The 18760-nt window shown below is 67.3% G+C and carries 20 protein-coding genes and 2 riboswitches; of the genes, 10 read left to right on the top strand and 10 right to left on the bottom strand.

Going from position 1 to position 18760, the window contains the following annotated elements:
* On the top strand, nt 1-204 hold a 204-nt coding region (locus tag AB7P10_RS19205), incomplete at its 5' end, for a CoA transferase (RefSeq protein WP_428295447.1).
* Here the strand turns inward: AB7P10_RS19205 and AB7P10_RS19200 are convergent.
* From AB7P10_RS19200 to AB7P10_RS19190, 3 genes are all read right to left on the bottom strand, one after another.
* Nucleotides 205-783: a TMEM165/GDT1 family protein gene (locus AB7P10_RS19200; protein ID WP_428295446.1), complete on the bottom strand. Its 579-nt coding sequence runs from the start codon at nt 781-783 to the stop codon at nt 205-207.
* 68 nt (nt 784-851) lie between these two features.
* The gene (locus AB7P10_RS19195; RefSeq protein WP_428295445.1) at nt 852-1487 is read right to left on the bottom strand and encodes a 3-oxoacid CoA-transferase subunit B; all 636 of its coding nucleotides are present in this window, start codon (nt 1485-1487) and stop codon (nt 852-854) included.
* Nucleotides 1488-1538: 51 nt separating this feature from the next.
* A complete protein-coding gene (locus AB7P10_RS19190) occupies nt 1539-2240 on the bottom strand; it encodes a CoA transferase subunit A (RefSeq protein WP_297649755.1) in 702 nt (233 codons plus the stop codon).
* 88 nt (nt 2241-2328) lie between these two features.
* Here AB7P10_RS19190 and AB7P10_RS19185 point away from each other — a divergent pair, with 88 nt between their 5' ends.
* A complete protein-coding gene (locus AB7P10_RS19185; protein ID WP_428295444.1) occupies nt 2329-2883 on the top strand; it encodes a LuxR C-terminal-related transcriptional regulator in 555 nt (184 codons plus the stop codon).
* On the opposite strand, the gene AB7P10_RS19180 is transcribed toward AB7P10_RS19185, so the two are convergent.
* Nucleotides 2884-3273 (bottom strand): carboxymuconolactone decarboxylase family protein, encoded by a 390-nt coding sequence (locus AB7P10_RS19180; RefSeq protein WP_428295443.1) that lies wholly within the window; start codon nt 3271-3273, stop codon nt 2884-2886.
* Nucleotides 3274-3354: 81 nt separating this feature from the next.
* Between AB7P10_RS19180 and AB7P10_RS19175 the strand changes: the two genes are divergently transcribed.
* Nucleotides 3355-3936, top strand: a complete 582-nt coding sequence (locus AB7P10_RS19175; protein WP_428295442.1) for a peroxidase-related enzyme — start codon at nt 3355-3357, stop codon at nt 3934-3936.
* A 128-nt stretch (nt 3937-4064) separates the two neighbouring features.
* Nucleotides 4065-4376, top strand: a complete 312-nt coding sequence (locus AB7P10_RS19170; protein ID WP_428295441.1) for a DUF5666 domain-containing protein — start codon at nt 4065-4067, stop codon at nt 4374-4376.
* A 12-nt stretch (nt 4377-4388) separates the two neighbouring features.
* Here the strand turns inward: AB7P10_RS19170 and AB7P10_RS19165 are convergent, their stop codons facing one another.
* The 4 genes from AB7P10_RS19165 to AB7P10_RS19150 form a co-directional block, all read right to left on the bottom strand.
* Entirely contained in the window at nt 4389-5600 is a 1212-nt protein-coding gene (locus AB7P10_RS19165) for a PQQ-dependent sugar dehydrogenase (protein WP_428295440.1), read from the bottom strand.
* Nucleotides 5601-5671: 71 nt separating this feature from the next.
* Nucleotides 5672-6091: an acyl-CoA thioesterase gene (locus tag AB7P10_RS19160; RefSeq protein ID WP_428295439.1), complete on the bottom strand. Its 420-nt coding sequence runs from the start codon at nt 6089-6091 to the stop codon at nt 5672-5674.
* 16 nt (nt 6092-6107) lie between these two features.
* A complete protein-coding gene (locus AB7P10_RS19155; protein WP_428295438.1) occupies nt 6108-7052 on the bottom strand; it encodes a DMT family transporter in 945 nt (314 codons plus the stop codon).
* Entirely contained in the window at nt 7053-7835 is a 783-nt protein-coding gene (locus AB7P10_RS19150) for an SDR family oxidoreductase (RefSeq protein WP_428295437.1), read from the bottom strand.
* Nucleotides 7836-8015: 180 nt separating this feature from the next.
* Here AB7P10_RS19150 and AB7P10_RS19145 point away from each other — a divergent pair, with 180 nt between their 5' ends.
* The 5 genes from AB7P10_RS19145 to gcvP all read left to right on the top strand — a co-directional run bounded on the left by AB7P10_RS19145 (nt 8016) and on the right by gcvP (nt 15109).
* Nucleotides 8016-9701, top strand: a complete 1686-nt coding sequence (locus AB7P10_RS19145; protein WP_428295436.1) for an electron transfer flavoprotein-ubiquinone oxidoreductase — start codon at nt 8016-8018, stop codon at nt 9699-9701.
* 117 nt (nt 9702-9818) lie between these two features.
* Nucleotides 9819-10331: a hypothetical protein gene (locus tag AB7P10_RS19140; RefSeq protein ID WP_428295435.1), complete on the top strand. Its 513-nt coding sequence runs from the start codon at nt 9819-9821 to the stop codon at nt 10329-10331.
* 31 nt (nt 10332-10362) lie between these two features.
* Nucleotides 10363-10476: riboswitch (glycine riboswitch) on the top strand.
* 12 nt (nt 10477-10488) lie between these two features.
* Nucleotides 10489-10593, top strand: a riboswitch (glycine riboswitch).
* A 54-nt stretch (nt 10594-10647) separates the two neighbouring features.
* Nucleotides 10648-11772: a glycine cleavage system aminomethyltransferase GcvT gene (gcvT, locus tag AB7P10_RS19135; RefSeq protein WP_428295434.1), complete on the top strand. Its 1125-nt coding sequence runs from the start codon at nt 10648-10650 to the stop codon at nt 11770-11772.
* A gap of 34 nt (nt 11773-11806) precedes the next feature.
* Nucleotides 11807-12178, top strand: coding sequence for a glycine cleavage system protein GcvH (gene gcvH / locus AB7P10_RS19130; protein ID WP_428295433.1), 372 nt, complete (start codon nt 11807-11809; stop codon nt 12176-12178).
* 21 nt (nt 12179-12199) lie between these two features.
* Complete coding sequence (gene gcvP / locus AB7P10_RS19125; protein ID WP_428295432.1) at nt 12200-15109, top strand: aminomethyl-transferring glycine dehydrogenase; 2910 nt, start codon at nt 12200-12202, stop codon at nt 15107-15109.
* A gap of 16 nt (nt 15110-15125) precedes the next feature.
* On the opposite strand, the gene AB7P10_RS19120 is transcribed toward gcvP, so the two are convergent.
* Nucleotides 15126-15974 carry an Ivy family c-type lysozyme inhibitor gene (locus AB7P10_RS19120; protein ID WP_428295431.1) on the bottom strand — a complete coding sequence of 283 codons (849 nt, stop codon included), beginning with the start codon at nt 15972-15974 and terminating at the stop codon, nt 15126-15128.
* 139 nt (nt 15975-16113) lie between these two features.
* Between AB7P10_RS19120 and AB7P10_RS19115 the strand changes: the two genes are divergently transcribed.
* The gene (locus AB7P10_RS19115; RefSeq protein ID WP_428295430.1) at nt 16114-18042 is read left to right on the top strand and encodes a radical SAM protein; all 1929 of its coding nucleotides are present in this window, start codon (nt 16114-16116) and stop codon (nt 18040-18042) included.
* A gap of 16 nt (nt 18043-18058) precedes the next feature.
* Here the strand turns inward: AB7P10_RS19115 and AB7P10_RS19110 are convergent, their stop codons facing one another.
* Nucleotides 18059-18739, bottom strand: coding sequence for a DsbA family oxidoreductase (locus AB7P10_RS19110; protein ID WP_428295429.1), 681 nt, complete (start codon nt 18737-18739; stop codon nt 18059-18061).
* Between the last annotated feature and the right edge of the window lie 21 nt (nt 18740-18760).

Here is an 18760-nt window from a genome sequence, read left to right as displayed (position 1 = left end):
ATGGTGGTGGAACTGCAGCACCCCCAGGCGGGCACCACGCACGCCTTCGGCTGCCCCATACATTTTACGGCCACGCCCTCGCAGACCGATGCGCCGGCGCCGCTGCTGGGCCAGCACACCCGGGAGGTGCTGGGTGGCTTCGGGTTGACGGACGCGGAGATCGACACCCTGATCGACGAGGGCGTGGTGGGCACGCCCGCCTGATCAGGCGCCCGACGACGAACCGACGCCCAGCAGGGCCAGCACACCCAGCACCGCAAAGATCAGGGCGGCAATGAGGTGCACGACCTTGATCGGCACGCGGCGCGTGATCGCTTCGCCGAAGAACACCACCGGCGCGTTGGCCAGCATCATGCCGAAGGTGGTGCCGAGCACCACCGCCACCAGCGGCTCGTACTGCGCACCCAGCGCCACGGTGGCGATCTGCGTCTTGTCGCCCATTTCGGCCAGAAAGAAAGCCCAGGTGGTGGCGATGAACACGCCCATCTGCCGCCGCGGCACCGCATCGTCGTCATCGAGTTTGTCGGGAATCAGCATCCACACGGCCATGGCGATGAACGACACGCCGAGCACCCAGCGCATCACATCCGGACCCACCGCCGCCATGATCCAGGCGCCGGCGGCGCCCGCCAGCGCGTGGTTGAGCAAGGTGGCGACCAGGATGCCCCATACGATGGGCCAGGGGCGCTTGAACCGGGCGGCCAGCACAAGCGACAGCAGTTGCGTCTTGTCGCCCATTTCGGCGAGGGCAACGATACCGGTGGACAGGAGGAAGGCTTCCAAGGGAATCTCGGCGGAGAAAATGAAAACGCCCGCAGAAGCGGGCGTTGCGCGGTCGGGATTTTAGCGCCTCAGACCAGCGTGACACCGGTCTTGGACTGGATGAACTCGCGCGTCACGCCCGGAGCCATTTCCACCAGCTTGAGGCCTTGCGGCGTCACGTCCATCACGCCGAGGTCCGTGATGATGCGGTCGACCACGCCCACGCCGGTCAGCGGCAGGGTGCAGGCCGGGAGGATCTTCAGGTCCTCGGTGCCGTCCTTCTTCTTCGCCACGTGTTCCATGAGGATGATCACGCGCTTGACGCCGGCCACGAGGTCCATCGCGCCGCCCATGCCCTTGACCATCTTGCCCGGGATCATCCAGTTGGCCAGGTCGCCTTTTTCGCTCACCTGCATGGCGCCGAGGATGGACAGGTTGATCTTGCCGCCGCGGATCATCGCGAAGCTGTCGTGGCTGCCAAAGATGCTGGAGCCCGGCAGCGTGGTCACGGTCTGCTTGCCGGCGTTGATCAGGTCGGCGTCGACCTGGTCTTCGGTCGGGAACGGGCCGATGCCGAGCATGCCGTTCTCGCTCTGCAGCCAGACTTCCTTGGTCCCGGTGTGGTTGGCCACCAGCGTCGGGATGCCGATGCCGAGGTTGACGTAGAAGCCGTCTTCGAGTTCCTGGGCCGCGCGCGCGGCCATCTGGTCTTGGGTCCAGGGCATGTCAATCTCTCCGTTCAGTTGGGGACAGAGCTGAAGGTCTGTCCCGCAAGGTTATTTGGATTCGGTGATGGTGCGCTTCTCAATGCGCTTCTCGGGATTCGGGTTGTGCACGATGCGGTGCACGTAAATGCCGGGCAGGTGCACCTCGTCGGGCACCATCTCGCCGGTCTCCACGATTTCCTCGACCTCGACCACGCAGATCTTGCCGGCCATGGCCGCGGCCGGGTTGAAGTTGCGCGCGGTCAGGCGGAACTGCAGGTTGCCTGACTTGTCGGCGCGGTGCGCCTTGACCAGCGACACGTCGGGCACCAGGCCGCGCTCCATCACGTAGGTCTCGCCGTCGAACTCGCGCAGTTCCTTGCCCTCGGCCACCAGCGTGCCCACCCCGGTCTTGGTGAAGAAGGCCGGGATGCCCGCACCTCCGGCGCGTAGCTTCTCGGCCAGCGTGCCCTGCGGCGTGAATTCCAGTTGCAGTTCGCCAGCCAGGTACTGGCGCTCGAACTCCTTGTTCTCGCCCACATAGCTGGAGATCATCTTGCTGATTTGCCGCGTCTCCAGCAGCTTGCCCAGGCCGAAGCCGTCGACGCCTGCGTTGTTGGAAATCACGGTGAGGTTCTTCGCACCGCTGTCGCGCAGCGCGTCGATCAGGGCCTCGGGAATGCCGCAGAGGCCGAAGCCGCCCACGGCGAGCAACTGGCCATCGGCCACGATGCCTTTGAGCGCGGCGGCCGCGTCCGGATAAATCTTGTTCACGTCGGTGTCTCCTGGGTTGAACCGTGCAAGCCGCTACGATACTACGTAAAGAGATACGTAGTATTTCGTAAAGCCTAACCCTGCCCGCATGGACATCGACTACCGACTCGCCTTCGATCTCGCTCCGGTGGGGCTCGCCCTCTCGCGGGAACGCACCATGGTCGACTGCAACCAGGTGCTGTGTGACATGTTCGGCGCCACGCGCGAGCAACTGGTGGGTCAGAGCTTCCAGATCCTGTACCCGAGCGCGGACGAGTACGAGCGCATTGGCGCGCGCATGGCGCCGCTGCTGGGCCGGGGCGGCACCTACGCCGACGACCGCATCATGAAGCGCGTCGGTGGGCCGTCGCGGGGCGAGACCTTCTGGTGCCACGTGACCGGCCGCGCGCTCAGCCGCGAAGCCCCCCACGCAGCCGGCATCTGGAGCTTCGAAGACCTGAGCTCGCGCCGCACGGTGAAGGCCGAGCTCACGCCGCGCGAGCGAGAGGTGGCGGCCTTCCTCATGGACGGCCTGACCAGCAAGCAGATCGGCAAGGCGCTGGCCATCAGCCACCGCACAGTGGAGATCTACCGCGCGAGGCTCATGCGCAAGTACCAGGCCCACAGCACGCCGGACCTGGTGCACCGCCTGCTGGCGGGCTGATCAACCGCCGGGCGCGTCCACCACCGTGGCGGCGGTTCGGAAGGCCTCCACGGCGCTCGGCACGCCGCAGTAGATGCTGGCGTGCAACAGCACCTCCTGGATTTCTTCTGGGGTGGCCCCGTTGTTGAGCGCACCACGCACGTGGCCCTTGAGCTCGTGCTGCTTGCCCAGCGCGGTGAGCATGGCCACGGTGATGAGGCTGCGCGTCTTGAGGTCGAGCCCGGGGCGCTGCCACACGTCGCCCCATGCATTGCGCGTGATGTACTGCTGCATGGGTTCGGTGAACGGCGTGGCGCTGCCGAAGGCCTGCGCCACGAAATCCTCGCCCATCACCCGTTTGCGGGTGGCGAGGCCTTTGTCGAAATCCTTGTCGGCGGGCGGGGGGTTCATGCGACGGCTCCTTGCAAAGGCTGTCAGCATAGCCGCTACATTCCATGGACCCGCCCGAGACATTCCCCCGAAGGAGACCCCATGAGCCGCTACCCCGCCCCCGACATCAACGACCTGCCCGAGGACATCAAGGCCAAGGTGCTCGAAGTGCAGGAGAAGGCCGGCTTCGTGCCCAACGTGTTCCTCGCGCTGGCGCGCCGGCCCGCCGAGTGGCGCGCGTTCTTCGCCTACCACGACGCGCTGATGCTCAAGGAGGAAGGCTCGCTGACCAAGGGCGATCGGGAGATGATCGTCACCACCACCAGCGCGGCCAACCAGTGCCTCTACTGCGTGGTGGCGCATGGCGCGATCCTGCGCATCCACGAGAAGAAGCCGCTGGTGGCCGACCAGGTCGCGGTGAACCACCGCAAGGCCGACATCACGCCGCGCCAGAAGGCCATGCTCGATTTCGCGATGAAGGTCTGCCAGCGCTCGCACGAAATCAACGACGACGACTTCCCGCCGCTGCACGCGCACGGTTTCTCGGACGAGGACATCTGGGACATCGCGGCCATCACCGCTTTCTTCGGACTGTCCAACCGCATGGCCAGTTTCAGCAACATGCAGCCCAATCCGGAGTTCTACCTGATGGGCCGCGTACCGCGGGCAAAGCCTGCAGCCTGAACGGCCTGCGCCGGCGCGTCTGTAGGACAGGCGCGCCTTTACGGAGCGATACCGCACGGCAACAATGGATGACAGCTGTGCGCGCCGTTCGACGATCCAATGGAGACATCACAACAACAGGAGTCTCCATGTCGAAGCACATCCACCCCTCCGTCACGCGCAACTTCCTTCTGGCCGCGTCACTCGCACTCGGTGTGGGCGCTGCGCAGGCCGACGACCTCAAGGGGCGCATCCAGTCGATCGACCTCTCTGCCAAGGCCTTTGTCGTCAACAGCGAAACCGTCTACGTGACCGACAAAACCGACTACGAGAACGACTACAAGCGCTTCGAGGATCTGCGCCAGGGCCACTACGTGGAGGTCGACATCGACCGCAAGGACGGCCGGCTGTACGCCGACGACATCGAGTACAAGGCCAGCGCCAGGGAGAACAAGCAGTAAGTAGCGGCCCGCTCAGCCACCGATGCGCAACAGCTTGCCGCTGGCGCCATCGGTGAGCAGGTACAGGCGCCCTTCGGGGCCCTGTCGCACGTCGCGGATGCGTTCGTTGCGCGCGGCGAGCAGGCGCTCGCGCCCCACCACGCGCGTGCCGTCGAGCTGCAGCCGCCACAGCGCCTGCCCGGCCAGCGCGCCCACGAACAGGCTGCCATACCAGTGCGAGGGTTGAGGTCCCGTGAAAAAAGCCATGCCGCTGGGCGCAATGGAAGACTTCTGTCCTCCGGTCCACACCGTGCCGTCGATGGTTTCCCAATAGGCCACGGGTTGCTCCATGCCGGCCTTGGCCATGCCTTCACCCACCTGCGTCGTGGTGCCGTACTCCTGGCCATGGCTGATGACCGGCCAACCGTAGTTGCGGCCCGCCCGCGTGAGGTTGACCTCGTCACCACCTTGCGGGCCATGCTCGTGGGTCCAGAGTTCGCCGGTCAGCGGGTGCAGCGCGGCACCCTGCGGGTTGCGGTGGCCATAACTCCAGATGCCGGGCTGTGCGCTGGAGAAGATCGGGTTACCCGGTGCGGGGGCGCCCGAGGTGGTGATGCGCACCACCTTGCCGTTGCCGCGGTTGAGGTCTTGCGCGAACACGCGCTGGTCGTTGCTCTGGCGGTCGCCCAGCGTCACGAACAGGTGACCGTCGCGGTCGAACACCAGGCGCGAACCAAAGTGGCCGCTGCTCGCCACCTTGGGCAACTGCTGGTAGATCACCTGCACGTTCACCAGCGCGAGCGCACCGGTATCGAGTTCGGCGCGCGCCACGGCCGTGCCGTTGAGCGAGGCGTTGCCGGGGTCTCGCTCCGAAAAACTGAAGTAGATGCGGCGGTTCGTGGCAAAGGACGGGTCGACCGCGACATCGAGCAAGCCACCCTGCCCGCCCGAATCGACCGTCGGGAGACCGCTGATGTTGCCCTGGAACGCACCACCCGCCGCATGCAGGCGCAAGCTGCCCAGGCGCCCGGTCACCAGCATGCGCCCGTCGGGCAGAAAGGCCAGGCTCCATGGATACGGCAGCCCCGTGGCCAGTTCGGTCACGTTGACCGGGCCGGTGGTGGGAACGAAATCGGGGTCGTTCGGCAGTGGCGTGCCATCGGAATCACCACCGCCGCCGCACGCGGACAACAAGCCGAAGGACACACCGATGCAGGCCAGGCAGGCGACGGGAGAGCAGCGCATGCGGTCATGCTAGGCATGCCAGCGGCGCTCATGTGAAAGCATTTGTGTGTGCGATGGCGCACACAGGGCACTCAGAGCAGGTGCGCGCGCAACCAGTCCGGAATGGGCTTCGACTTCTTCAGGGGAAAGTCCACCCACACCGTGGTGGCGCCACCGGCGGCATACACCGTCTCCGGGTCGTCAACGCGGCTCAGCGTGCACCAGCTCTCGAAGCTGCTGCGGCCGATGTCGCTGACGTACATGGTGGCGATCACATCGCCCGGGTATTCAAGCTGTTGGTAGAAGTTGCAGAAGGCGTTGACGATCACCGGCCCTTCACCCTGCGGGTCGGGCGCTCCGCCGATGGAATGCATCCAGTCGATGCGGATGGTTTCCAGATAACGGAAGTACGTCGTGTTGTTCACATGGCCCATCGCATCCATGTCACCCCAGCGGATGGGAATGCTCATGCGGTAGACCTGTTTTTTCTGATCGGGCAGTTCGAGTTTCATGCGTTGGCGAAGGGGATCAGCGGTGCGCCTTGATCGACGCGAGAATGCCCAGGACGAACAGCACACAGGCGCCCCACTGCAGGGCGGCGGGCCACTGTGCGTTCCAGGCGAAGGCGTAGACAAGGCCGAACACGGTCTCGCTCACGATGAGCTGGCCGGCCAGGCTGGCGCTCAGCCGGCGGCTGGCCATGTTCCAGAGCACCGAGGCGATCCAGGCCGCGCCAATGCCGGTGACCACGCAGACCAGCACGAAGCCACCGAAACCGGGGCGCTGCACCAGCGTGGACAGGTCGCTGCCGGCCACGGCCCAGATCGCCAGGGCGCCCACGCCGGCGGCCACGCCCAGCCAGTTGGCCCACACGGTGGAATTCACCTCCGGGTGCCGGGCCAGCCAGCGCGCGTTGAGCAGGCCGAACGCGGTCCACGAAGCCATGGCCAGCGTGGCGTAGAGCACGCCCAGCCACAGGTTCGACCCGGCACCGGCGTCGGCACCGTGGGCCGTGACGCGCATCATCAACGCCATGCCGCTGGCGGTGAGCAGCAGTCCCGGCACCAGCGCAAGCCAGCGCAGGCCGTGCGGCTTTCCAAGCAACATGATCCACAACGGAATGGTGCCGATGATGAGCACCGGCAGCTCGGCGCCGGCCGCCTGGATGGCCAGCACCAGCAGCAGGTAGTAGCCGGTGTAGCCCAGCAGGCTGAGCCACAGCGCAGCCCCCATCTGCGCCAGCGTGGGGCGGCGCGCCTCGTCTCGCAGCGCGGCCCATGCCAGCAACAGCACGGACAGCAGACCGCAGGCCAGGTAACGCCCCACCGTGAGATCGACCGAACCGAAACCCGGCGCGATCAGGGGTGCGACGAAGGTCGTGCCCCAGAACGCGCCAGCCCCCAGGCCCGCCAGAATGCCGGGGACCATTCCCGGCGGCCAGCCCGAAGGGCGACCCAGCACCACTGCAGTCATCTACGCTCCGAATCCGTCGTCGGCCGCGATGACGGCACCGTTGATGAAGTGGCTCTCGCTCGAACACAGCATCACCAGCACCGCGTCCAGATCGGTGGGCACGCCCACGCGCTTGCGCGGCAGCATGTGGATGAGTTTCTGCCCCTGCTCGGTCTGCCAGTGGTGGTGGTTGATCTCGGTGTCGATGTAGCCCGGGCAGATCGCGTTGACGTTGATGCCGAAGCGCCCCCACTCCACCGCCATGGCCTTGGTCATCTGCACCACGGCGGCCTTGCTCATGCAGTACACGCCGATCTGGGGCAGCACCTTGAGCCCGGCCATGGAGGCGATGTTGACGATGCGCCCGCCCACATAGGTGCCCGGTGCGGCGCCCTTGGCGCGCGCCAGCATGCGCCGGCCCACCTCCTGCGCCACGAAGAAGGCGCCCTTGGTGTTGGTGTCGAAGATGTAGTCGTAGTCTTCCTCGGTCACGTCCTGCAGTCGCTGCGTGGTGCTCACGCCCGAGTTGTTGACCAGGATGTCGATCGCGCCGACCTCGGTCTCCGCATGCGCCACCGCTGCCTTGATCGAGGCACAGTCGGTCACATCCATGGCGACCACGTGCGCGTCGCCGCCAGCGGCCTCGATGTGCGCGCGCAGCGCCATCAGCCGGTCGGTGCGCCGGCTGGCCAGCACCACGGCCGCGCCCGCGCCCGCGAGCGTCTTGGCGAACTGTTCGCCCAGGCCACCGGATGCCCCGGTGATGAGGGCCACGCGACCCGACAGGTCCAGGCTGTATGCCATGAGAGAGCCTCCTCTGAAGTGATGGGTGTCGCGGGCCGTTTGGGCGCCGCAGGCCTATGCGACAGATTGTGCGCCATGGACCACTAAAATCGGTCACGACCACGACACCGGCAGGCCCACGTGCACTGCCGTCACGAAAATCCCCGGGCACCCCGCCCGACAGAGAGCGAGACCCAGCACATGACCCCCGAAGACATCCTCAGCACCTACGGACCCCGCGAAGCCATGGAGTACGACGTGGTCGTGGTCGGTGGCGGTCCGTCCGGCCTGGCCACCGCCATCCGACTCAAGCAACTGGCGGCGGACAAGGGCGTCGAGATCGGCGTGTGCGTGCTGGAAAAGGGTTCGGAACCCGGCGCGCACATCCTCAGCGGCGCGGTGATGGACCCGAAGGCCCTCAACGAACTGCTGCCGAAGTGGAAAGAAGACGGCGCGCCGCTGAACCAGCCGGTGACCGACGACAAGCTGCTGTGGCTCACCGAAACCGGTGCGCTGGACACGCCGAAATTCCTGATCCCGAACAACTTCCACAACGAGGGCAACTATGTCGTCGGTCTGGGCAACGTGGTCAAGTGGCTGGGCCAGCAGGCCGAGGCGCTGGGCGTGGAGATCTTCCCCGGCTTCTCGGCCGCCGAGGTGCTGTACAACGACGACGGCTCGGTCAAGGGCGTGGCCACCGGCAACCTGGGCGTGGGCAAGGACGGCGAGCCGTCGGACAGCTTTCAGCTCGGCATGGAACTGCACGCGAAGTACACGGTCTTTGCCGAAGGCTCGCGCGGCCACCTGGGCAAGCGCCTGATCGCGAAGTTCCACCTCGACGAAGGCAAGGACCCTCAGGCCTACGCCATCGGCGTGAAGGAACTCTGGGAGATCGACCCGGCAAAGCACAAGCCCGGCCTGGTGATCCACACCGCCGGCTGGCCGATGAAGGACGACACCTACGGTGGCGGCTTCATGTACCACCTGGAGGACAACAAGGTCACGCTGGGCCTGGTCACCGGCCTGAACTACAGCAACCCCTGGCTCAGCCCGTTCGAGGAGATGCAGCGCTGGAAGACGCACCCGCGCATCAGGGCTTTCCTGGAAGGCGGCAAGCGCATCAGCTACGGCGCACGCGCCATCACCACCGGCGGCATCATGAGCCTGCCGCAGACGGTCTTCCCCGGTGGCGCGCTGGTCGGCTGCGACGCCGGCTACCTCAACGGCGCGCGCATCAAGGGCAGCCACGCAGCGATCAAGAGCGGCATGCTCTGCGCCGAGGCTGCTTTCGAGGCGGTGCAGGCGGGCCGCCAGCACGACGAACTCAAGGCCTACCCGACCGCATTCGACAAGAGCTGGCTGCGCGAGGAACTGGAATCGTCGCGCAACTTCAAGTCGTGGTTCAAGTACGGCAACATCGTCGGTGGCCTCATGGTCGGCATCGAACACTGGCTGCTGCCGCGCCTGGGGTTCAAGGCACCACCGTGGTCGCTGCACTGCGAAAAGGCCGACCACCTCTACCTCAAGCCCGCTGCCGAGTGCGAGAAGATCGTCTACCCCAAGCCGGATGGCAAGCTCACCTTCGACAAGCTGGGCAGCGTGTTCGTGAGCAACACCAACCACGAGGAACACCAGCCGGCCCACCTCACGTTGAAGGACGCCAGCGTGCCGGTGAAGATCAACCTGGCCAAGTACGCTGGCCCGGAGGCCCGCTATTGTCCGGCCGGCGTGTACGAGTTCGTGAAGAACGAGGACGGTTCTGACCGCCTGCAGATCAATGCGCAGAACTGCGTGCACTGCAAGACCTGCGACATCAAGGACCCGACACAGAACATCGTCTGGGTCACGCCCGAAGGTGGTGGCGGGCCGAACTACGCGGGCATGTGAGCGAAGTCACGCACCCGCGTCCAGGCCGCCTTCGGGCGGCTTTTTCATGCCCGTTGTTCACCGGGTCGTCACACGCGCTGGCCACAGTGCAGACTCCGTGAACGACGTCGTAAACCCATGCTGAACAAGACCGAGAAAGCCCGGGCGGAGCTGCAGCCCGGGCAGCGCCAGCTGGCGCAGCGCGAACGCGCCCTGCTGCTCATGGCCGATGGCCGCAAGGACGATGCCCAACTCTTCGCCCTGTTCGGGGGCCAGGGACGCGAACTGGTGGCCAGCTTGCTGGCGCGTGGTTACCTGGTGGACGAATCCCCCACGCCGCCCGCGGCATCGCCCTCGCCTGCGCGGCAGGCGCCTGCGGTGTCGGCCGATGCCTTTGCAGGCCCACGATCAATGGCCAGCGCGCGCATGTTCCTGTTCGACCTGAGCGAACGCATGTTCGCGCCACGCGACAAACTGCTGGCGCAGCACTACCGCGACGCCTTGCGCGAGGCGCGCGACCTGCAGGGCATGCTGGTGGTCAGCCGCGCCATGATGGCCGACGTGGAACGCCTGGCCGGCAGTGAGCGCGCCGATGGCATCAGCGAACGGCTGGCCCGCCTGTTGCCGGAATCGGCGCTGGAAACACCCTGATGCGCAAGCCGAGCCCGCACCGTGCGATACACTCGGCCGGTCAGGAGAGAAGCCGACTCGCGCAGCGAAACGGCTCGCCGAAGGCGCAGGCGGCACCGCACACCGGGTGTCCTGAACGCTCAGGCAAAAGGACTGGCAAACACGGGCCGCGAGGCCGGTGTACCCCCCTGGAGAGAGGCCGCTCCCTGAAGCGGCCCACCGAAGGAGCAAATGCGGCATCGCCCGCGTGAATCTCTCAGGTAGAGCGGACAGCGGGGCAGCGCACGGATGAACCGTGTTCCGCCCCACCGGGCCTGCCCTTTCCTGCGAGCTCTCCGTGTCCGACGCACCTCTTCTTCAGACCCCGCTGCACGCCCTGCACGTCGAACTCGGCGCCCGCATGGTGCCCTTTGCCGGCTATTCCATGCCCGTGCAGTACCCCGCCGGCCTGATGGCCGAACACCACCACACGCGCAGCGCCGCCGGCTTGTTCGACGTGTCGCACATGGGCCAGCTGCGCCTGGTCGGCCCCGACGCCGCCGCCGCCTTCGAGTCGCTCATGCCGGTGGACGTGATCGACCTGGCCGTGGGCAAGCAGCGCTACGGGCTGCTGCTCAACGACGACGGCGGCATCATCGACGATCTGATGTTCGTCAACCGGGGTGACGACCTCTTCGTCATCGTCAACGGCGCCTGCAAGGTCGGCGACATCGCGCACATGCAGGCGCGCATTGGCACGCGATGCCAGGTCATCCCCCTGCCCGACCGTGGCCTGCTCGCGCTACAGGGGCCGCAGGCCGTGATCGCGCTGCAGCGCCTGGTGCCGGGGGTCGAAAAGCTGGTGTTCATGACCGGTGGTGCCTTCACCTGGCAAGGCGCCGACCTGTACATCACGCGCAGCGGCTACACCGGCGAAGACGGCTTCGAGATCTCGGTACCGGGCGAGCGCGCCGAGGCTTTCGCGCGCGCCCTGCTGGCCGAACCCGAGGTGAAGCCCGTGGGACTGGGCGCGCGCAATTCGTTGCGCCTCGAAGCCGGCCTGTGCCTCTACGGCAACGACATCGACACCACCACCACCCCTGTGGAAGCCGCGCTCAACTGGGCCATGCAGAAGGTGCGCCGCACGGGCGGCGCGCGCGCGGGTGGCTTTCCCGGCGCGTCGCGCGTGCTGGCGCAGCTCGACGGCACCGAGCCGCTGCCGCGCAAGCGCGTCGGCCTGGTGGCGCTGGAACGCATTCCGGTGCGCGAGCACACGGAGCTGCAAAGCCTGGATGGCACGACCATCGGTGAAGTCACCAGCGGCCTGCTCGGTCCCAGCGCCGACAAGCCGGTGGCCATGGGCTATGTGCACCCCGCCCACGCGGCCGTCGGCACGCTCGTGGTCGCCATCGTGCGCGGCAAGCCCGTGCCCATGGAGGTGCGTGCCATGCCCTTTGTGCCCAACCGCTATTTCCGCGGCTGAATCTCTTTCTCTTTCTTTGTTCAGGAGCCTTCCCATGACCACCAAGTACACCGAAGACCACGAATGGATCACCGTTGACGGCGGCATCGCCACCGTCGGCATCACCGTGCACGCGCAGGACGCGCTGGGCGACGTGGTGTTTGTCGACCTGCCCGAGGTCGGAAAGACCTTCGCACAGAAGGACGTGGCCGGCGTGGTCGAGTCGGTGAAGGCCGCGGCCGACGTGTACATGCCTGTCAGCGGTGAGGTCACGGAAGTGAATGAAGCCCTGCGCGCCGATCCCTCGCTGGCCAACAGCGACCCGCTCAAGGCCGGCTGGTTCTTCAAAGTGAAGCTGTCCGATCCGGCGCAAGTGGACGCGCTGCTGGACGAAACCACCTACAACAGTTTTGCCGCCGGGCAGTGACCCCCCTTCCTGAGGCCCTCCATGCTCATGCCCGCCGTCAAACCCCTGGGTGATCTCGAAAACCCCTCCGAATTCGTGGCGCGCCACATCGGCCTGAGCGAGGCCGACGAAGCCCACATGCTCTCGGTCGTCGGCGAGGCTTCGCGCCGCGCGCTGATCGACGGCATCGTGCCGCGCGCCATCGCGCGCCGCCAGGGCATGGACCTGCCCGCGCCCGTCACCGAGGCGGCCGCACTGGCCGAGCTCAAGGCCATCGCGCAGCACAACCGCGTGCTCAAGAACTTCATCGGCCAGGGCTACCACGGCACGCACACGCCGGGCGTCATCCTGCGCAACGTGCTGGAAAACCCCGCCTGGTACACCGCGTACACGCCTTACCAGGCCGAGATCTCGCAAGGCCGCATGGAAGCCCTGGTGAACTTCCAGACCATGGTGACCGACCTCACCGGCATGGCCATCGCCAACGCGTCCATGCTCGACGAGGCGACCGCCGCCGCCGAGGCCATGACGCTGGCGCGCCGTTCGGTGAAGGCGCGCGGCAACGCGATGGTCGTCTCGGGCGACACCCATCCGCAGATCATCGAGGTGATGCAGACGCGCGCGCAGCCGCTGGGGCTGGAGCTGCGCATTGCCATGTCAGGCGACGAATGGGCCACGATGCTCGCGGCCGACGACTACTTCGCCGCGTTCGCGCAGTACCCCGCCTCCAGCGGCTGGCTGCACGACTGGACGCAGGACGCCGCCACCGTGCACGGCAAGCAGGCGGCCTTCATCCTGGCGGCCGACCTGCTCGCGCTCACGCTGCTCAAGACACCAGCCGAGATGGGCGCCGACATCGTCGTCGGCAACACGCAGCGCTTTGGCATGCCCATGGGCAACGGTGGTCCGCACGCCGCCTTCATGGCCTGCCGCGACGAATTCAAGCGCAGCCTGCCCGGGCGGCTGGTGGGCGTGAGCGTGGACACACATGGCAATCCGGCCTACCGGCTGGCACTGCAGACGCGCGAACAGCACATCCGCCGCGAAAAGGCCACCAGCAACATCTGCACCGCGCAGGTGCTGCCGGCGGTGGTGGCGAGCATGTATGCCGTCTACCACGGCCCGCAGGGCCTGCGCCGCATCGCGCAGCGCGTGGCCGCCTACACCGCCATCCTGGCCCATGGGCTTGAACAACTGGGCCACCGTGGCACCCACCACGGGGAGCGCGGCGTGTTCGACACCATCGCCCTGCACACCGGCGACCAGACCGACGCGCTGCTGGCGCGCGCGCTGGGCATGGGCATCAACCTGCGCAAGGCCTGGGGCGAGTACCTGATCATCTCGCTCGACGAAACCACCACGCGCGAGGACGTGGTGCAGCTGTGGCAGGTGTTCGCGCACTACGGCCAGGCGCTGCCCGGCTTCGAGGCGTTCGAGAAAGGCGTGGAGCCGCTGATCCCCGCCGAACTGCGCCGCAGCAGCGACTTCCTCACCCACCCGGTATTCAACAGCCACCACAGCGAAACCGGCATGCTGCGCTACATCCGCGCGCTGTCGGACAAGGACCTCGCGCTGGACCGCAGCATGATCCCGCTGGGCTCGTGCACCATGAAGCTCAACGCGACCAGCGAGATGATTCCCATCACCTGGCCCGAGTTCGCGCACATCCACCCCTTCGCACCGGCCGACCAGCGCCAGGGCTACGTGCTGCTGGACGAGCAGTTGCGCCGCTGGCTGTGCGAGGCCACCGGCTACGCCGGCATCAGCCTGCAGCCCAACGCCGGGTCGCAGGGCGAATACGCGGGGCTGCTGGTGATCCAGGCCTGGCACCGTTCGCGCGGCGAGGGTCACCGCAAGGTCTGCCTCATCCCCAGCAGCGCGCACGGCACCAACCCGGCCAGCGCGCAGATGGTGGGCATGCAGGTGGTGGTCACCCGGTGCGACGAGAACGGCAACGTGGACATGGCCGACCTCAAGGCCAAGTGCGAGCAGCACAGCGCGAACCTGGCGGCGGTGATGATCACCTACCCCAGCACGCACGGCGTGTTCGAGACGCAGGTGAAGGAGCTGTGCGCGCTGGTGCATCAGCACGGCGGCCGTGTCTACGTGGACGGTGCCAACATGAACGCGCTGGTGGGCGTGGCCGCGCCGGGCGAGTTCGGTGGTGACGTGAGCCACCTCAACCTGCACAAGACCTTCTGCATCCCGCATGGCGGTGGTGGCCCGGGTGTGGGCCCGGTCTGCGTGGTCGAGGACCTCGTGCCCTTCCTGCCCGGCCACTCAGCCGGCGGCCTGCCGGTCAATGGCGTGGGTGCCATCTCGGCCGCGCCACTGGGCAACGCGGCCGTGCTGCCGATCTCGTGGATGTACATCCGCATGATGGGCGCCGAAGGCCTGCAGCGTGCCACGGAGGCCGCCATCTTGTCGGCCAACTACATCAGCAAGCGCCTGGCGCCGCACTACCCCACGCTGTACGCGAGCGACAACGGCCACGTGGCGCACGAGTGCATCCTGGACCTGCGCCACTTCAAGGACAGCAGCGGCGTGATGGCCGAGGATGTGGCCAAGCGGCTGATCGACTACGGCTTCCACGCGCCCACGCTGTCCTTCCCGGTGGCCAACACGCTGATGGTCGAGCCCACCGAGAGCGAAACGCTGGAGGAACTGGATCGCTTCATCGACGCGATGATCGCGATCCGCGAAGAGATCCGTCGGGTGGAAGCCGGCAGCTGGCCGCAGGACGACAACCCGCTGAAGAACGCGCCCCACACCGCCGCCAGCCTCATGGTGGCCGACTGGTCGCATCCCTACGCGCGCGACGTCGGCGCGGCCAGCTCGGCGGCCCGGGGGCACGCCAAGTACTGGTCTCCCGTGGGCCGCGTGGACAACGTGTATGGCGACCGCAACCTGTTCTGCAGCTGCGTGCCGCTGAGCGCGTACGAGGCGGCCTGAACGCGCCGGGCAGTCCTCACTTGCCCTGGCGCCATTCGCGGCGCCAGAGGCGGTTGAGCTCGGCCATCACCGGCCCGGGCGGTGAGCCCAGCACCGTGTTGCGCCCCTTCATGTGCACGAAGCCGTACACCCGGTCCTGCGGTGCGTCGTACAGCAGCACCGCATTGTTGTCGCCGCAGTCGTGCGCCTTGCAGAAGGCCACCAGCTGGTAGGCGGTGCCCGCCACCTGCTCCGTCTTCAGTTCCACCGCCGGGCCGTTCATCTGCGCCAGCCAGGCCTGCGAGACCAGCGGCCCCAGCGCGCGGCGGTACACCGCCTTGAAGCGCGCGTCGCGGATCAGCTCCGACGGGTGCTTCGCGCTGCCACTGGCCACGGGTGCATTCGCCGCCGCGCGGGCCTGCTGCGCCTCGCGCACCTGGTCCGCGGCGCGCTGGTTGGCGGCCGCGTCGCAACGGTGGAACCGCGCCTTGCCCAGCGCACCCAGGTTGGCCATGACGGTCTTGTCGCCATCGAGCTCGATGTACTGACCCTGTCCGTCGGCCTGCACCAGAAAGACAATGCCATGGCGCTGCTGCACCTGGCCCAGCAACGCGACGACGAAACCCGGCGGCGGCGACTGGCCGAAATACGAATGCGCCGCCTGCAGGGACTGCGCACTCAGCCGGCGGTTGCCCTGCTCGACCACGATCTGCGCCGCATCCACCCGCACCAGCGGCGAGCGGGCGTTCGCGCAGTCCACGGCATAACGACCGCCATACAGCTTGAGCATCTCGGCATCGAGCCGCCCCTGCGCCCACGCCGCGCCACCCACCAGCCAGCACATGGCCAGACACCCCCATGCCGTGCGTCGCATCCCGTGGTTCATGGTGTTCTCCTTGACGCTTGTTGCGTCTCGCGCATGCTAGGCCCGAGCGCGCGCTGCGTCCACCGGCGCGGGGGAGGCGCCGGTCACGCCCGGGCAGCGGCCACGCCGTAAGATCGCTCCTGGCCCCCGCGAACACCCCATGACCACATCCGCCCTGCGCGTGCTGAGCCTCATCCCGCCGATGACACAGCTCAACACGCCCTACCCCTCCACCGCCTACCTCACCGGCTTCCTGCGCTCGCGCGGCATCGATGCCGCGCAGGCCGACCTGGCGCTGGCGCTGGTGCTGCAGATCTTCACCCCTGCAGGGCTCGAAGCCGTGCGCGGCCGCGCCCTTGCGCAACCCGAAGCGCGGCGCACGTCCAGCGTGCACGCCTTCCTCGACCAGTTCGAGCGCTACCGCGGCACCATCGGCCCCGTCATCGCCTTTCTGCAGGGCCGCGATTCCACGCTCGCGCACCGCATCGCCGCGCGCGAGCTGCTGCCCGAAGGTCCGCGCTTCGCCGCGCTGGAGGTGTACGTGGACGCGGCGCTGAGCGAAGAAGGCGCTGACCCGCTGGCCTGGGCCTTCGGCGCACTGGGTGTGCAGGACAAGGCGCGCCACATCGCCACCCTGTACCTGAACGACCTGGCCGACGTGCTGCGCGACGCGGTCGACGATCGCTTCGGTTTTGTGCGCTACGCCGAATCGCTCGCCAGCAGCCAGCCCAGCTTCGACCCCATGGCCGACGCGCTGGCCGCGCCGCCCACCCTGGTGGATGAGCTGCTGCACACGCTCACGCTGTCCACGCTGGTGCGGCACCGGCCCGACCTGGTGCTGCTCTCGGTGCCTTTCCCCGGTGCGCTCTATGCGGCCCTGCGCATCGCCCAGACCATCAAGGCGCAGAACCCGCACATTGCCATCGCGCTCGGCGGCGGCTTCGTCAACACCGAGCTGCGCGAGCTGGCCGAACCCCGCCTGTTCGACTTCGTCGACTACGTGACGCTGGACGCGGGCGAGCGCCCGCTGCTGGCGCTGATCGACTACCTGCAGCGCAAGCGCTCGAAGCAACGCCTGGTGCGCACCTTCCTGCGCGAGAACGACGCCGTGCGCTACATCAACTTCGTCGAGCCCGACGTGCCCTTCGAGGAGGTCGGCACGCCCACCTGGGACGGCCTGCCGCTGGAGCGCTACCTGAGCCTGCTCGACATGCTCAACCCCATGCACCGCCTCTGGAGCGACGGGCGCTGGAACAAACTCACCGTGGCGCACGGCTGTTACTGGAAGAAGTGCAGCTTCTGCGACGTGAGCCTGGACTACATCGGCCGCTACGAGACCGCCTCCGCAGCCACGCTGGCCGACCGCATGGAAGCCATCGTGGCCGAGACCGGTCAGACCGGCTTCCACTTCGTTGACGAAGCCGCGCCGCCCAAAGCCCTCAAGGCGCTGGCCGACGAACTGCTGCGCCGCCAGCTGCCGGTGTCATGGTGGGGCAACATCCGCTTCGAAAAAACGTTCTCGCCCGAACTCTGCCAGCGGCTCGCCGACAGCGGCTGCATCGCCATCAGCGGCGGACTCGAAGTGGCCAGCGACCGCCTGCTCACGCTGATGAAAAAAGGCGTCTCGGTCGAGCAGGTCGCGCGCGTCACCAAGGGCTTCTCCGACGCCGGCATCCTGGTGCACGCCTACCTCATGTACGGCTTTCCCACGCAGACCGTGCAGGACACGGTGGACGCGCTGGAGTACGTGCGCCAGCTGTTCGAGAACGGCTGCATCCAGAGCGGCTTCTTCCACCGCTTCTCGTGCACCGTGCATTCGCCCGTGGGCCTGGACCCGGCGGCCTACGGCATCGAACTGATCCCGCTGCCCGAGGTCACCTTCGCGAAGAACGACATCGGCTTCATCGACCCCACCGGCGTGGACCACGATGCGCTCGGCATTGGCCTGCGCAAGGCGATCTACAACTACATGCACGGCATCGGGCTGGACGAGGATGTGCGGGCATGGTTCAGCCACCTGACCGACAAGGTGCCCAAGACCACGGTGCGCCGGCACCACATCGCGAAGGCGCTGGCGCGGCCGGTCTGACCGGTCAGCCGCGTCCTCAGGCCGTCTCGGCCGCAATCTGCCGCAGCGCCTGCTCGAACACCGCGGCCGGCTGACCGCCCGAGATCAGGTGGCGGTCGTTGATGATCACCGCCGGCACCGAGTGGATGCCGTGTTGCAGGTAGAACTGCTGGCGCTCGCGCACATCCTTCGTGAACTCGTCGCTGGCCAGGATGGCCTGGGCCCGCGTCTCGTCCAGACCGACCTCGCGCACGCAGGCCAGCAGCACATCGTGGTGGCCCATGGCCTCGGAACGCGTGTGGCACGCGGCGAGGAAAGCCCTTTTCAGCGCGTGCTGCTGCCCGGGTGCACCCTCCAGCTCGGCCCAGCGCAGCAGGCGGTGCGCGTCGAACGTGTTCCAGATGCGGCCACGGCCTGCGGGGTTGAATTCAAAGCCGACCTCGGCGCCGCGCGCGCGGATCGTGTTGCGAATCTGCGCCTGCTGCTCGGGGGTGGATCCGTATTTCTCGGCCAGGTGTTCGCCAATGTCCTGGCCCTCGGGCCCCATCTGGGGGTTGAGCTCGAAGGGCTGGAAGTGCAGATCGGCCTGCACCTGGCCTTTCAGGGTCTGCAGCGCCTCTTCCAGCGCGCCCAGGCCGACAGCGCACCAGGGGCAGGACACGTCGGAGACGAAATCGATCTTCAAGGAGGTTGAGGCGGAGGTGTTCATGCCCGCCATGGTAGGCCGCGCGCCAAGCCC

The sequence above is a fragment of the Hydrogenophaga sp. genome (assembly GCF_050182545.1).
In the GTDB taxonomy this organism is placed as follows: Bacteria; Pseudomonadota; Gammaproteobacteria; order Burkholderiales; family Burkholderiaceae_C; genus Hydrogenophaga.
The sequence above is the reverse complement of the archived record's forward strand: the minus strand, read 5'-3'. Positions and strand labels throughout refer to the sequence as shown.